Origin of the sequence: Hymenobacter lapidiphilus (assembly GCF_013377885.1) — a bacterium.
Taxonomy (GTDB): Bacteria; Bacteroidota; Bacteroidia; order Cytophagales; family Hymenobacteraceae; genus Hymenobacter; species Hymenobacter lapidiphilus.
In genome coordinates this window covers 23968-39643 of record NZ_JABKAU010000005.1, presented here as the reverse complement: position 1 = coordinate 39643, position 15676 = coordinate 23968, and the positions used below count along the sequence as shown (strand labels likewise).

Genomic DNA, 15676 nt, shown 5'->3' with positions numbered 1-15676 from the left:
GACTTCTACATCATGGCTTATTCCGATAAAGTAATCGACCATTACAGCAACCCCCGCAACGTGGGTACGCTGGATAAAAACAAGAAAAGCGTAGGTACCGGCCTCGTAGGTGCTCCTGAGTGCGGCGACGTAATGCGCCTGCAGATTGAGGTGGACGAAGCGACCAACACCATCACCGACGCCAAATTCAAAACGTTTGGTTGCGGCTCGGCCATTGCTTCTTCGTCGCTCGCGACGGAGTGGCTGAAAGGCAAGACCGTAGACGAGGCCCTGGCCATCGACAACATGGAGATTGTGGAGGAACTAGCATTGCCGCCCGTTAAAATTCACTGCTCGGTGCTGGCCGAAGACGCTATCAAGTCAGCCATCAACGACTACCGTGTGAAGAACGGTATGCCCGAACTGGAAATGGCCAAGTCGCACCACTAACTGGTTGATGAGGCTTGGGATGACGTCTATCGGTAATACACCTAAACGTCACCCCTGCCCCGTAAACATTTAGCCCCCATTGCCATGATTACTGTTTCAGACAAAGCAAAGGAGAAAGTTGAAAAGCTGATGCACGACTCGCAGCTGGACGCTACCTATCGGTTGCGGGCTTCGGTTGCGGGCGGCGGCTGCTCGGGCCTGAGCTATAAGCTTGACTTCGACAACGAGGTAAAGCACATGGACCAGGAATTTGAAGACAAGGGCGTGAAGGTGGTAGTGGATATGAAGAGCTTCCTCTACTTGGCCGGCACCGAACTCGACTTCTCCGACGGCCTCAACGGCAAAGGCTTCTATTTCGACAACCCTAACGCTTCCCGCACCTGCGGCTGCGGCGAGAGTTTCTCGGTATAGCCGCTGCAAATACTTTGTTCTACTACAAAAAAGGATTCTGCCAATTGGCAGAACCCTTTTTTGTGTGCCGTATGCAATAAGCGTATGTGTAAGCAGCAGCAGGTTGGAAGCTGTTTGGCAAGTGACATCTCCGTTACGCTGTCCGAAGCCCTTCAGCCGGCAGCTAGGCAACTGAGACCGTTTGGGTGAAGGTGCCTATTGCTTAATGATTTTACGCATCTCGCGGCCGGCCAGAGTGGTTATTTCCAACTGGTATAGTCCGGATGGCAAGCTGGTCATATCAAGCTCAGTTTTACTGCCGGGCACTTCTCCGGCCAGCATTACACTTCCCAACGAGCTGAGGATGCGGTAGCGGGCCCCGGCCGTGGGTAACTCCACCGTCAGTTTCGTCTGTACGGGGTTTGGATACACGCGTACCTCACCCGGAGCGGCCACACTTACCACTACCGAGTAGCTACTCTTCCCATCGTAGTCGAGCTGGTGCAGGCGGTAGTAGCCAGCGCCGGATAGGGGCTGCTGATCGAGGGCAGCATACTCGCGGCGGCTGTTGCTGTTGCCTTGGGCCGCCACGGTAGCAATAGTGCGAAACGCCTGACCCGTAGCAGAGCGCTGCACTTCAAAGCTGGCGCTGTTCTGCTCAGTAGCCGTGGCCCAGCTAACCTGCACTCCTGCCGGCCGCCGCTCAGCCCCGAAGCTGAGCAGCTGCACTGGCAGCGTACCTGACGTTTCGCAGGGTTTTGTTGCCGTTCCCGAGTTACGAGGCGCAGGAGGATTAGATACGAAGTCTGCGCTGTTATTATCCGTATCCTGGCAGCCGTTATTCTTTCGCGTAGCCGCTTGGGTAACGGAAATACTATTAGCTGCACTACCTCCTTCTGATTGATTAGCCGTACCATAACCCAAGAAATCAATCACATTGCTATTTGAAGGTTCCGTTACTGGGGTCCCGGAATTGGCCAATGCCACTTTTCCATTTGCTGCACTCAGCCGGGTGGTACCTGTAAAGTCAGGCTTTGGTAAGTCCGCACCAACAGTCGACCCTGCTAACTGAATCAGGTAGTAACCGCCGGCCGGAATGGAAGCGGAGGTCGGTAGAAGGGTAATGGCCGTAAAGTTGCCAGTGGCCGTAGCTGATGCATACTGGACCGACCATCCCCCTATCGAAACAGTTGTGCCACTTCGGTTAAAGAGCTCAACAAAATCGTTTTTATAGGTAGCTCCCGCGTTACCGCCACCGCCATAAACTTGGCTGATAACCACCTTCCCAACCAGAGACCCTACCACAAAACTAGCACTACTGCTGCCTACCTTACTGCCCAACGCCACCGCTATCGGACCAGTGCTACTACCAGCCGGCACAGTGGCCAATAGTTGCGTAGTAGAAACCACATTCACAGCGGTAGCGGCCGTACCGTTAAAACTTACCGTAACCCCATTGATAAAATTCGCACCGTCGATGGTAACGACGGTGCCGACCGGCCCAGCAGCTGGCGTGAAGCTGCTAATAGTAGGCGCAGGTATTGCAGGGCCAGCGTTACTATCTACTATTACATCATCGAGCCCAATTCGGGTACGGGTGCCACTACTGGACACAGCGTAATACAGCCAGCGAAGTTGCACTACCGGCTGATCATTCACTGCCTCGGGCAGCGCGATGTCCGTAAACGAGGTACTCTGCCCTCCTACATTGCTTTCGAACCTAGAGCCAGTTACTTCCGTGAAGTTACCGGTTTGCCCCAGCCGGTACTGCAACCGCATTCCGTTTATCCGCTCTCCCGGATGGACAACACGGGTCATCCAACTGACTACTATCTGGGCTCGTCCGGTCGTGTTCAGCGCCAGTGTTATAGCTCCTATGTTATTAGTGTTAGTACCGAGCAAACTTATACCATCAAGCCCTTCGTTGCGGATGTTGCCGCTGGTAATGGCTCCCCCAGTCGCCAAGACTACATTGGCGGTTGGGGGCACGACGGTAGTAGCATCCGGTTCGCTGCTAAAACTATGGCCCTGTACAGCATTGGGGTAGCTGGTTGAGGTGACGTCGCTAAACCCACTGAATTTATAAGACCCTGCGTTTAGATTATATGTAGCCGGATTGCTTTGTCCCCACCCTACCACCGGGCTCAATAGCAAAAGGGACGAGAATAGAACTATCGGCCGGATCCTTACCAGCTGATCTAACAAGAAAGCAGAGAAGTATAGCATACAGTAGTGCGTAAGTGGCTGTTACTTATCAATTTACTCAGATAAATACCTAAATGAAATTATTTTTATTATTCTTTTAACTTAACTTCTATAATGCGCTCTGAGGCAACAAAAAAAGCGCCTCCCTATTGGGAGGCGCTTTCGATAGCAATAAGGCTAGATACTAAATCTTATTGCTTCACTATGCGGCGAGTTACTTTGGCGTTGCCCTTGCCAACCGTCACCAAATAGGTGCCAGCCTTCAGGTTAGCCATATTGAGTTTGCCATCGGCCCGTAGCTGCTGAGCCTGTATAGTGCGGCCCGACAAATCGGTGATGGTAGCCGATACTCCTTCGGTACCACCGTTCATCGTGATAGTGAGTTGGTCGGTAACCGGGTTAGGATACATAACCACTTCACCAGCCTTGAGGAAGCTTACCGGTACAATGCTGCTGTAGCTGGTCTTACCATCCAGGTCTACCTGCTTCAGGCGGTAGTACGACAGGCCGTTTAGCGGCTGACTGTCTACCTCATTGTATACAGTAGTGGCATTTGTAGTGCCCTGACCAGCACGCGTAAGAACAGTTTCAAACGTACGGCTGTCGCGGCTGCGCTCTACTATAAATTGCTTGTTGTTGAGCTCAGAAGCGGTTTCCCAACGGATAGCTACCTGCGAGCCGCTAACCTTAGCCGAGAACGATACAAGCGTCACGGGCAGTGGCGGGTTGCCTGGAGCTTCCTGGCCCGGAATCAGGTTAGGAGTTGGGGGCGACAAGTAGTTCTCGGCACCGGGCACTGCAATATTCAGGTTGTCCTGGATGTTGTTGTACTCGAACGTATAGAAGTAGTACGTAACAGATGGATTCAACCCATCAATGATAACCGAACTGTTGGCGCCGGAATACACTACAAAGTAACCGGGAGCAATCTGCGGACCCACACCATATGTCTGGTTGCCGGTGGTGTAAGGCGTTCCGTCAATAGGCTGGTTTACGGAAGGCAATGTTGCCGATTCGCTGGCTACGATCAGACGTCCCTCTCCATACCCAAGTGAGGCATAATTGGGAGGCAGATTGAACGTTACAATAGCTTTCGTCTTGTCTACATCATCCCTTTTCACATCAGCAATAATCCGCAGTGTGGGCTCAGTATCAATCGAACGGCCCGAGAGCAAATCATTCGCACCAAACGACTGGGTAGAGGTATTGGAGAAGTCGTTACTCTGGAATTGTAGTGTCGATTGGCCCGTACCTAGGTAAGTTGGAGCATAGCGGATGAAAATCTGGCGGTCAATTACGTAAGTAGACGTATTAGGTGTCAGCATGATGCTGTTGCTGAATGTTACGTTATCCAGCGACAACTCAAATTGCTGTGCATTATTAACATTAAGCGGGTTAGTCGACAACAGCTTCGTGATAGTGATAGGCTGCAATACTCGTTGAGCTCTGATATTGATGGCCTGCGAAGGAGAAGACTTTGTGTTGAGTACGATGTTGCGCTCCTCCACAAAAGGATTCAGAATCTGAATAGTCGGTTCGCTGGTACCATTGGCCTGTACAGCCTGCGAAGTAGCAGGGCTACTAGAGTTGATGATAACCGACGTGGTGCTGAGGGCTGATGGCGGCAGGAAACGAACGTAAATAGCCGTTTTAGGCACATCTCCATTAGTACCCGGCGTTATTGCCAGCGAGTTGCCGGTTCCAACGATGCCAGCGAAAGTGGGCTCAAGCGCCACCTGAAAGAACTGCGGAGCAGCTATTCGCAAATCCTGCAACAAGTTGGTACCGGTTACAAAATACGATTGTACGTCTGAAGCTATACCAGGTACAGTAGAAAACTGCGCCAGTACGCCATCAATGTTGATAGTAGAGTTACCATTGATAGCATTAGCCTGTATGGTAACAACCCTAGGGTCTGCGCCTGTGCTGGTAGCGGTGATAGTACCGGCGAATGCACCACTCGGTACTGGAGCAACCAGTCGTACTTCTATTTCGCGCAAAGAAACCGTACCATCCATAGCAGGATTGATGGTAATAGGGCCGTTTACAAAACTGCCACCAGCCGAGGCATCTCGGAAAACGATGTTGTTATTGGAGCCGGTCAGCACCAAAGGAGCCACCAGATTTCCAGCATTGATAGAGAAGGCCAATGTCTGAGCCGAACCGCTGGCAGAAACCGTCTGGAAGTCCAAATTGGTTGGACTAACGACAATGAAGGGGCCAGTTGGAGCTGCCGTAGCCTGACCAGTTACGATAACACCGGTGTTTGCGCCGCCGTTGCCGGTAGTGGTAGCCGTAATAGTAGAGTTGTAGCTGCCTGCTGCAGTTGGAGCAAAGCGGGCCTGCAAAACAGCGTTTACCTGATTGTTGGTGGGGCTTAGTGTAACAGTTTGCACAAAAGTCCCGCTGGAACCCAAACGAATAAGGTAGCCGTTTGGCGCACTCACAACAACATCAGAGGTGATGTTCTCACCGGTAATAGTAAAGTTCTGAGGAGCCGACACCTGACCAGCCTGCAACGTGGCGAAATCTAATTGGGCAGGAGCAGATGACAACGAAGCAGGAGGCAATACGCCTGTGCCCGACACACTCACGTTTCTCGTAGTAGCTTCGTCGCTGGCAAATGAAACCTGTGCTACAAAATTCTGTGCGGCCGTAGGTGCAAAACGTACATCTACGAAAGTATTTACCGAGTTGTCCGCTGCATTACGCGTCAGTGTTAGCGTCTGAGCATAAGTTCCGGAACCGCTGGCGGCTACTTCAAAACCAGCTGGCGCAGTCACCAAAATGTCGGCGTTAAGTGAAGTAGCTCTTACCTCAACCATCATTGGGGCCGAATTTGTGCCAACTGTTTGGTCACCGAATCCTAAGGCAGCGGGCGTTACCGTGATGTTAGGTGAACCGGCTACTGCATCGCCTCGCAACCTTATAGAAGGTGAGGAAAACACAGGACCACCGTCGAAAGTGCTTTGGGCAAATATTGCACGGTTGATAGTTGTTCCAGCTCCCGTAGTGGGAGCAAAACGCAGATAAACAGTTGTGTTGCTCAGGTTACCAGCTGCGTTAGCAACTAGCATTATAGTATTAGTGCTGAACGAAGTATTGTTTATACTGCCCTGAAAACCGGCAGGAACAACAATACTTACACTACCATTCGGATCCAAGTCAGTAGCTGCTACAGTATAAGACTTTGACGCAGACGATGCGCCAATCTGAACCGAGCCAAAGTATTGAGGATTTGAGACACCATTTGCCCCAGGGTTCAAGTTGGGGCCATCAGCTGTTAGTGTCACTTGCTGTGCATGGCCCAACAGGGGTGCAAACCATAGAAGTGCCAATAAGGCCCACAAGCGACCGGTTAAGCCGGGCTTGCTATTGCGTAAGTATTCCTTTTTCATGAGTATGGTAAATGAATTGTTTACGAATGGAAGGTTTTTTTTGAAGGGACGTCGAGGTGTAACAGATTGTCTTAGCAACGATTATGCCATTATCCATACCATTAACAACGTGCTTTAAGCATTGCCTTATACGTTCTTGGACGCACCTTGGATTATGATTAATTTTATTTATAGTCTGATATTTTCTATATGAAGGAAACGTTTTTAGGCTGCTAGACCAACATTCATCTATTTTACCAAATCACACATGGGTGTATTCATAACCCTGTGATTCCAATCTTATATTACTTCTCCGAGATAATAAATCAATATATCTTCAAGCGTCTGGTTACACAGCGTGATTCCATCTTACACAACATCCTATCTAACTGAAAAACAACTAATTACACTATTCAATGCTCTTAGTGGCTACAAAGCTAGGCAGCATTATTCAAATAAGCACGCTTGGAAAGACAAGTACTTATATAACTATTCATATATAGTTGCTTATTTCAAGTACTAAAGCTTTTTAGGAATTCAAAAAAACATCATGTCCCGACCTCGTTAATGATAAATGAAGCATGATGTTCTCATTTGTGTATCAGATTTCCCAAACTCCTTAATCGTCTGCTAATTGCCAACAACATAGCAGGTACTTGCGTTGATGACTGTTACGCTCAAAAAAAGATGAGGGCTACCCACACTTTCGCGGGTAGCCCTCATCTGACGTCTGCTGAAATCTGCTCCTATTTCCAATCGGGCATCGTCGCGTTATCGAACAGCTTTACCCGATTCCGGCCATTCAAGTCAACCGTGAAAATATCGGGTACTGATTGGGTTACGTTGTTTACCTGCACAAATATTATCCGGGCACCATCAGGCGAGTAGCGCGGGAATATATCGTTGAAGCCAGCGGGCTTGGTGGAGTTGGCAGTGCCACCAGAGCCTGCTGATACATCGATCAGGCCGCTTCCGTCGAGGTTTTGCGTAAAAATATGCGCGTTAAGCTGCCGGCCGGCACCGTCGTTGAATGCATCGACGTCGCGGGTATATATAATGCGCTGTCCTTCCACACTGAAGGAGGGTGAATCGAGGCGCCCAGGCACGTTACCTATAAGCTGCGTGAAGTTCGAACCGTCGGCGTTGAGCAGATAGAACTCCGAATCGTAAATGCTTACGCCTACCGTCTGCACCACTACGCGGTTACCCTGCCCCGTCCAATCCACCTCGCGGAAATGTCGCTCAGCCGGAGCCGTGGCCAGCAGTACCAGGCCAGTGCCGTCGCGGTTGATGCGGTAGAGTTTGTTGAAGCTGCTGTAGACAAGCTGCCCCCCATCTGGCGACCAGCAGTAGCCTATCCCCTGGTTGAAGTAGCCGTCAACGGGTTGCAAGGTTACCTGCCGCACGTCAGAACCGTCGCGGTTCATTGTGTAAAGCTGAAACTGGCCCGTAGCATTGGATGTATACGCTATCCGGTCGCGGTTGGGACTGAGCCGGGGATTGGCTTCTACGAAGGGAGAGGCGGTGAGGCGCGTTAATGTGGTGCCGGTTTCGTTGCTGGAATAGATATCGGTGTTACCGTTTTCAGTTCGCGCAAAGAGGTAGCGGTTGTCGGGTTGTGCACCGGTCCGGAAGCTCCACAATGCCGAACGAGCGGAGCTTCCGCCAGCGTTGCGTACTGTTACCTGCCAGAAGTATGTGGTGTTATAGTTTAGCTGCTTGGCTACCACCGTAGTATCGGGGCTATTGGTGAGCAGATTGCGGGCAGCGCCACTGGTGCCCTGGTACAACACTACATCATAACGCAACGAGTCGCCTCTGCTTACGCCTGCTGCCGGATGCCACTCCAGCTTCACATCTGGTCCGGGCACTGTGGCCTGGTCGGCAGGTGCGGGCCGCACCGGTGGCGAGGGCGGCGTGGTCGACAGGTTTTTCTCCAGTACAATAGCCACGGCTACGGCGGCTTCGTTCTCTACAGTTACGGCTACCGTCACCGAGCGATAATCGACCTTGGTTGCCACGATAGTCAGGCGGCCAGTGGGTACACCAGTTAGCTCAAAATTACCCTGGGCATCGGTTACTATCGAGGATGTGGCGGGCGTTGAAGTAATAGAGGCATTGGCTAGCGGCTGGTTGTTGCGAGCATCGCGCACGGTGCCGGTTACTTTGCCAAACAGCACCGGCTCCACCGGATTATCCTCGCAGCTCGTGAGCCACAGCGTAGAAATAACCAACAGCAGCCACAGCGTTCGGGAACGGATGGAAAGGAACATGGGTGGGAGGATAATGCAATGAAAAACGGAGGGGAATTGTATACTGCGCCGGCAATTGGGTATCGACAGGCTAAGGGGTGTTTAAAACTACTTACTTCCAGGCTCATGCCGCACAGAATCCTGCGCTAATAAAACATTATGTGTGTCGAAGACGCGTAAATGGCCAATGTAAGTACTTTGCCCATCAATATTTACCCGCGTACTGGACAGCACCACTGATTGGCCAGGAGCCAACTCGAATTCACCGCCCTGTTGACTGCTTGAGCGACCACCAGCTGCCTGGCGCTCCAAGGTTATCTCATACCTGAATGAGGCTGCTTTTTTTGTCAGACTCGCGCACTTACCGGTCATTTCCAGCATATTGCCGTGCGGCGTAGCTTCCAGCCAGGCCCGGCAGGGCAGATCAGATGCCGCCTGACTGACTCCCAACAGCGCGGCCCAGCCAGCCAAAAAAAACAAAGCAGTATACATAGCGGTTTAGCGTTTTTTGTTTACACCAAATATACCTTTTTTTAGAAACATAGTACCATTCAAATTCGATTATTTATAGGACTCCTGCAACCAGTATTTCAAACGCACAAACACCCGCCACTTTGGGAGGGCGGGTGTTTGCCAACATAGGTCGGGCAGAGCACAACGATCAGCTATTTTGCTACTGGCCGATTCGGCCATTCTGAATAGAGAGCTGAATGCCGTTGCCGCGCATCTCTACCTCGTAGCGCGGAGGAGCCAACGACTCGGTACCGGTTTGGCGCAGTTTGTTGCTATTGCCAAACTGTGTTAGCGTGAAGCTGGTCTGATTGGTAGTAACATCGCGCACGAATTCGTTGCCGTTGCCAATCTGGTTGAGCTTAGTGGTATTACCATCGCCTCGCACTTTGCTCGTGGCTGTGTTATCGTTCCCCTGCTGATTGATGGTAGTTGTATTACCGCTACCCCTCTGGACCAATATGGCTTCATTGAAGGAGCCTACCTGCAGAATGTACGCCTGGTTAGCAAAGCTGCCAGGGTTGTCCTGCTCGGCCCGGGCTTTGTTGAAAGTACCCAGCTGTACCAATTTTGCCAGGTTGCGGGTGTTGAGCGTTGCTGGCGCCGGCAGCTGGTCGAGAGCGGAGAAACCAAAGTCTTCGACTAGGCGCTGAGATGCGTTATTGGCCTCGCTCTGGCCTTCTTGTTGCGCCTGCGCCACATTGGCCCAACCCAGCAAACAGGCCAGCAGGCCGGCAGATGCGAAAAAACGGAGCTGTTTCATAGGAGTGGAAGTTACGCAAAGTCCTGTAGATTAGACCTATTCAGGAAGCCGAGCAGAACAGTTTGGGGTATTCTACTCTACTACCTGCCCAATAGAAGCAGGCATTGGCCGGGCTCTTTTCTCCGGCGAGAAAAGGGGCCCGGCCGTTATTACCTGCCTTACAGGCTTACCTTGCTACACCCGAAGGCTTAGCGACGGTTCTGCATTACCAGCGCCTGGTTGCTGTTGCCACCCTGCTCAATGCAGCTACGCTGACCACTGATAGTGGAAGGCACATTGGCCAAACCACCCTGCAGAGTTACAGCGGTGTTATCGTTACCAATCTGCGACTGGGTAGCAGCACTACCGTTCACACGCTGGAAGATGCTGCCACTGTTACGGCTACCCACTTGGTTCTGCGAGGCATAGTTATCGTTGCCGAAGGTCTTGATATCGGCGTTGTTATCATTGCCAGCCTGATTCTGCTCAGCCCAGTTTCTGTTGCCATTTTGCGAAGAACGAGGTACAGCAGCTCCTGATACCTGGTCTACGTTGATGCCTGCTTTGTTGCGGTCACCACTCTGAAACTGCAGTGAGGTGTTATTGTCGCCCCAGATAACAGCAGTAGCTTGGTTAGAACCACCAGTCTGTACCTGCAGTCCGTAGTTACCGTTGCCTTCACGCTGGAAAAGCGCAGCACGGTTACCAGTACCTGACTGGTCAACTACGGCCCGGTTGTTATCTCCGGAATTAAGACCAGTACCACCCTGTACTACTACCGAGCAGTTGTCAATAGCAGCAAGTGCAGGCGTGCTATTGGTGTTGGTCTGGCTGGCAGGACGAACTACTGCTGGAGCAGGCTCGCAACCGATGCAGGCGTTGATTGCGCGGAAGGTTTCGCGGGTACCCGACTGGGCATAAGCGGAGCTGGCGAACAGAACGGCAGCAGCGGCGAGGAGTTGTACTTTTTTCATGGTATTGGGGGGAAAAGAGTGAAAAAAATAAGAGAAAAATTTCGAGGGGTAGGCCAGGCATACAAAAGGAACTATTTCCTTTTAAGATTATCCTTGCCCTTTGATTGAGACAAATATAAATAAGAATAATCAACATGCAATAGACGCAAAAAAATTTTAGTTATACTTTTACATTACAATATCATATTTTTAAGAGTTAAATTGAATGTCCATATCTTATGTACCTCATAATCAATCACAAATAAGTATAGTTTAATAAATTGTTTTTTTAATTATATTTTATTTGTATAAAAAACTTAGATACTATTCTATTATAGACACAACCAATTTTAATCATAAGTATCTAGCAATCTTACTTTTACATAAAAAACAATCTTTGTAACAGTGTTTAATTCACATTTTGCTCCTGTACGCATTCCTTGAAGCGATGATCTAGGGGGAGAATAGACTGATCAGCACAATCGCTCTTAAATGGCTTATGTGTTTAGCGCTTTCTAACAGCCCTCAAAAAGCGCTATTACTTTGCATTGAGCGTCAGCAGTACATATCGTAAGCCATTGTTGCACGCTCTGGCCCGTTGGCCGACTCTGACCTTACCATCAGAGGGCACCCGCTTTGCGACTCATCATGCCAGCAGGGTGGTGCTTGGCGTTACGCAGCCAGGGCTGATTGGTAGAGGATGCAGGGCTTACCCCTGCCCTGCCCGCCGTTGCACGATTCAAGTCCGGGCCGTTCAATAGCAGGCGAGGGAAAATCCCGCACCCTGTGGCATTCCCACAATCAACTTAAGGGAACGGTACGTGGCAGCAGTTATTCATTGACCTTACGCAGTAGCCCCTGCAAGGCGGTATATCAGCAGTGCTGGTCGAACAAACTCAGAAGACCCAACCGGGCGACACAACGGGTAGACGATTGGTGTCGCCTCGCTGGAGCTTTAACGTTGCTATACTGTCTCTACCTGCTACCACCATGCTGTCCTATTAGGGCTATTGCGTAACGGCAATTATTCAGCACTGATGCAGGGAAATCACACAGTAGTGCTTTGAGGGGTGGAAGTGACTTTCCTGATAGATAGCGTAATTCCAGCCTCTTTGTACCTGTAGTATAATAATGCGGCTACAGTAAAGGCATTTCAGCCACAAACCACCCTTCTATAAAAGCACTGTTGCCGCTCCTAGGAGCGGCAACAGTGCTTTTATAGAAGGGTAGAAGGATTATTTAGCGGCCGGACTTTTTCGGCGGGCACTTAGTTGATAGGTGATGCCAACCCGGACCCCAACGCTATTATCATTGTAGCGCCCAACATCAGCGCCGTCAATATCGTCGCGCAGAAACAGGCGACTGTCTACACCACCAATCATACTCCAGTTCAAGCTGAACTGATACTCGAGACCAGCACCGGCCGAAACGTGGGGCGTAAACCGACTGGCTGCTCCTACTGTGGACAAGCTATTACCACTGGTGGTTACACCGCCACCCAACTGCAGATAAGGAGTAAAGCGGTCGGTCGGCAACACGCGCATCATCACGCCTGCCTCGGTGAAGTAGAATTTCTGGTCGAAGAACTGACGGGCGGCTAGTCGGCTCTGCCCAACAGCAACGTAGGGGTTGAGAAAGCCGCCTGCGGGCTGATATGCCACCTGCAACTGTGTAATGGCCGTAATACGGGGCGAGGCAAAGTCGCCGGCGTAGCGCTGGCCCCCACCCGAAATGGTAGCCAGCAGCGCCTTTTTGCGGTCCAGTATCTGCCGGCCCAGTACATCGTAGTACTTGCCGTATTCCCGCTCGCTCACATACTGCAGCATTTTGGAGCCTGTGGCTTCGGTTGAATCCTTGGGAAGCCAGAGACGGTCCTGAATACCTTCGTAAATGAGGGCCTGCACAGCTTTTTCAATGGCCTCCTTTATCGCCATTTCGCTGGGCTCGTTATAAGTGAAGCCCGTTTCGGCTTCCATCAGGCGCTTGAAGCTTACGAAGCGGAAAAGGCTGCCCTGAATTTGCTGCGACAGAATAGTTTTGGAGGTGTACACGGTGCGCAGAATACGGCCATTACTGGTGCTGATGGCCCGCAGGTATACCGTCACCCGGTCTTGGCGATACTGCCCCGAAGCACCAGCACCAAAGTAGCGCAACCCTGCGCCACCCGTCAGCATATTCGCATCATAGGAGATGATACCTCCTTCCAGCATAACGCCCGCAAACAGCAGGGGCGGCAATACCGGCTGCTGCACACCGGTCTGCTCGGTGAACTCGGCGCGGGTAGAACGAATAATTTTACGTTCGTTCAGCAGGTTACCCAGGTTTTCGCGCTCGATAGGATCAAACCAGCCTGACTCTTCGAGTGCCCGCAACAGAATGGTGGTGGTGCCCTGCGTAATAGCAGTAGAGAAACTGGACCCATTGGCCTGAGGCTTGTACTGGCCCGTCTGGTCGCGGAATTTATACACCGCTACCACCGTACGGGACTTCGCCGCCGGTAGCCTGAGCATGTCAGCGTTGCCGTTCACTTCGGCTCCCAGCCGGGCCCGCTCAGGACCGAATGGCTGATGGAAATATGGGCTGCAGGCAGCCAGCAGTATTCCGGCCAGTAGGCACAAGGTATAGGTATAAAAGCGTGCGGTAGCAGTGTTCATAGACAGGCAGCGACTAGTATCGGAGAGAAAACAGGAGGAGAAACGCTGGGGGCACGCAACGCAGGCAGCCGGCCCATGGAGCCGGGTACCAACACGTTACCGACTGGCTAAGGCAGATTGGGAATAGTTACGGTGGTCTGGTTGCCGGTAGCGGGGTCGCCAATGACGATAACGACGCCGTTAGCACCGGGTGTCACCTGAATCTGGTAGCCGCCCACCGTGTAGCTACCGGCTCGTACCGTGCCCCGGCCAAACTGGTCGCTGATGAAGCGGTCAGTGAGCTGACTCAGAATCTGGCGGTTAAGGTTGGTGGCAAATAAGGTAAGAGGATCCTCGACAGCCCGGGCCTGCTCGGCATCGGGGTCCTTAAAGGTATCCTGGGCAGTGGCTGCGCTCAGCAGAGAAGAATAGTTGAATGGATTACCTCCAAAATTGGGATTGACCGGTTCGTATATAAAATCCTGGGCGCTGACAGTTGGTGCGGCAGACAAGGCCAACAGCAGCGCAAGAAAAGAGCAGTACAGATATTTCATGGGGGAATGGGTTAGGAGAGAAGACGGGAGAGGTGAGGCAGGACAGGGCTAATACACTTCCAGAGGCTGACTATTGCCCTTTTCCAGTTCGTTGCCCAGGCGGTTGTTTTCCATGAGGTGCTGCGTGACAGTGCTAACCGCTTCGCTGGCAGCAGCGTCAATGTATTCCTCGTTTGGCTGGAGTGGCATTTCGAGCAAATCGGTGTTGTTGACGGCTACCGTAACCAGAATGCTGGTGCCCCGGGCAGGCTTCTCGGTAATCGTAACCACGTAGTCGCCTGAGCCGGCCGGGGATTCGAACGTGCTGAAAAACACGCTGTAGAAGTCACGCCCGAGCTTACTGATGGTCTGGTCGACGACGAGGCCCTCTATTTCAAAGCCGCGCTGGACTTTTGGGGTGTCAGTCGAGTCGGCCGTTACCTGGAGTAGCAGCCGTAGGGCTTCCTCCAGCTGTTTGGGAGTAAGCGGGTTTGCTTTTCTTTCATTGGTAGGGGCCTGAGCCGGCGCAGGGCTGCCCTGCTGCTTCACGCGGGCCGGGGGTTGCCGCACGCCCTGGGCCAGAGCGGCCGGGGCAAGCAGCAACAGGCATGGCAATAGCCAAAAACCCCATTTTCGCCAGAAATCAGCTGAATATAGCATAGCACCGCCGGTGCATTAGAGCAACAAGCGCAAGGGCCAGACCACTTGGTTTTCCCTTTTGGTGCCTAAATATAAGTATTTACTATATGAATATGACTAATTTTGTTTGACCTGTAAAAGCACTTTATAAACTCCTACTCCCACAGCGGATAGTGCTCCAAATTCACTTCTTGGCCGAAAAAGATGCGGGTGCTCTCCTCGAACGAGCGGGTGAAATCGGATACGTAGAAGTGATGGCGGGGCGGAGTGGCAATAGCAGGCGCCAGCAGCTGCCGGCTTTCCAGGTACTGCCGCACATGCTGGGCCACTACATCGGAGGCATCGAGCACTTCGGTACGGCCCTGATAGAATTCGGCAATCTGCTCTTTAATGAGTGGGTAGTGTGTGCAGGCCAGCACCAGCGCCTCCACACCTTCCAGCGCGGGGTTGGATAGGTAGGTCTCGATGACGTTGCTGGCAATGGTATCATTGAAGAAGCCTTCCTCAATCATGGGGGCCAGCAGTGGGGTGGCCAGGCTGCGAAGGTCCACGCCGGCGTCGAGGTCGTCTATCTTCTTCTTATAAACATTGCTGTTTACCGTTTGCTTGGTCCCAATCAGGCCTACTGTGCGCCCGGCGTATTGCTGCCCGACGTGCGCCACAATAGGGTCGATAACGTTGAGTACTTGTGCCTTGGAACCTACGTATTCGCGCACCAGCTCGTAGGCGGCGGCCGAGGCCGAGTTGCAGGCAATCAGAATAACCTTGCACTGCTGGCGCAGCAACAGGTCGCATATTTTCACGGCGTAAGCCTGGATGGCGGCGGTGCTTTTGTCGCCATAGGGCAAGTGGGCCGTGTCGCCGAAGTACACCAGCCGCTCGTGAGGCAGCACCCGGGCCACGGCCCGCGCCACCGTCAGGCCGCCAATGCCGCTGTCGAATACGCCAATGGGGCGGGTAGCAAGGTTGCCGGGAGAAGTCGGATTGTTCATTGGGGCTAATGTAAGAGGTGC

At 52.0% G+C, this 15676-nt stretch carries 12 protein-coding genes and 1 pseudogene; 2 read left to right on the top strand and 11 right to left on the bottom strand.

The genetic code is table 11. The features are described from left to right. Positions 1 to 12 precede the first annotated feature (12 nt). Complete coding sequence (iscU, locus tag HW554_RS03785) at positions 13 to 429, top strand: Fe-S cluster assembly scaffold IscU (RefSeq protein ID WP_116940513.1); 417 nt, start codon at positions 13 to 15, stop codon at positions 427 to 429. A gap of 84 nt (positions 430 to 513) precedes the next feature. Continuing rightward, positions 514 to 840: a HesB/IscA family protein gene (locus HW554_RS03780; RefSeq protein WP_116940514.1), complete on the top strand. Its 327-nt coding sequence runs from the start codon at positions 514 to 516 to the stop codon at positions 838 to 840. Positions 841 to 1035: 195 nt separating this feature from the next. On the opposite strand, the gene HW554_RS20550 is transcribed toward HW554_RS03780, so the two are convergent. The 11 genes and pseudogenes from HW554_RS20550 to murI form a co-directional block, all read right to left on the bottom strand. Next, positions 1036 to 1548 carry a T9SS type A sorting domain-containing protein gene (locus HW554_RS20550; RefSeq protein WP_317170820.1) on the bottom strand — a complete coding sequence of 171 codons (513 nt, stop codon included), beginning with the start codon at positions 1546 to 1548 and terminating at the stop codon, positions 1036 to 1038. Positions 1549 to 1743: 195 nt separating this feature from the next. Next, a pseudogene (locus HW554_RS21075) lies at positions 1744 to 2598 on the bottom strand (lamin tail domain-containing protein); the annotation flags it as partial. Between the two features lie 617 nt (positions 2599 to 3215). Next, a complete protein-coding gene (locus HW554_RS03770) occupies positions 3216 to 6422 on the bottom strand; it encodes a T9SS type A sorting domain-containing protein (RefSeq protein WP_176907018.1) in 3207 nt (1068 codons plus the stop codon). A 725-nt stretch (positions 6423 to 7147) separates the two neighbouring features. Continuing rightward, positions 7148 to 8674 carry a carboxypeptidase-like regulatory domain-containing protein gene (locus tag HW554_RS03765; RefSeq protein WP_176907017.1) on the bottom strand — a complete coding sequence of 509 codons (1527 nt, stop codon included), beginning with the start codon at positions 8672 to 8674 and terminating at the stop codon, positions 7148 to 7150. Between the two features lie 87 nt (positions 8675 to 8761). Next, positions 8762 to 9145, bottom strand: a complete 384-nt coding sequence (csgH, locus tag HW554_RS03760) for a curli-like amyloid fiber formation chaperone CsgH (protein WP_176907016.1) — start codon at positions 9143 to 9145, stop codon at positions 8762 to 8764. Between the two features lie 181 nt (positions 9146 to 9326). After that, positions 9327 to 9926 (bottom strand): hypothetical protein, encoded by a 600-nt coding sequence (locus HW554_RS03755; protein WP_176907015.1) that lies wholly within the window; start codon positions 9924 to 9926, stop codon positions 9327 to 9329. A 188-nt stretch (positions 9927 to 10114) separates the two neighbouring features. Further along, positions 10115 to 10879 carry a hypothetical protein gene (locus HW554_RS03750; RefSeq protein WP_176907014.1) on the bottom strand — a complete coding sequence of 255 codons (765 nt, stop codon included), beginning with the start codon at positions 10877 to 10879 and terminating at the stop codon, positions 10115 to 10117. A 1214-nt stretch (positions 10880 to 12093) separates the two neighbouring features. Continuing rightward, a complete protein-coding gene (locus HW554_RS03745) occupies positions 12094 to 13512 on the bottom strand; it encodes a CsgG/HfaB family protein (RefSeq protein WP_176907013.1) in 1419 nt (472 codons plus the stop codon). A 107-nt stretch (positions 13513 to 13619) separates the two neighbouring features. Continuing rightward, complete coding sequence (locus HW554_RS03740; RefSeq protein ID WP_176907012.1) at positions 13620 to 14045, bottom strand: curli production assembly/transport component CsgF; 426 nt, start codon at positions 14043 to 14045, stop codon at positions 13620 to 13622. 48 nt (positions 14046 to 14093) lie between these two features. Further along, positions 14094 to 14627, bottom strand: a complete 534-nt coding sequence (locus tag HW554_RS03735) for a CsgE family curli-type amyloid fiber assembly protein (protein WP_176907011.1) — start codon at positions 14625 to 14627, stop codon at positions 14094 to 14096. Positions 14628 to 14818: 191 nt separating this feature from the next. Then, entirely contained in the window at positions 14819 to 15655 is an 837-nt protein-coding gene (murI, locus tag HW554_RS03730) for a glutamate racemase (RefSeq protein WP_176907010.1), read from the bottom strand. Between the last annotated feature and the right edge of the window lie 21 nt (positions 15656 to 15676).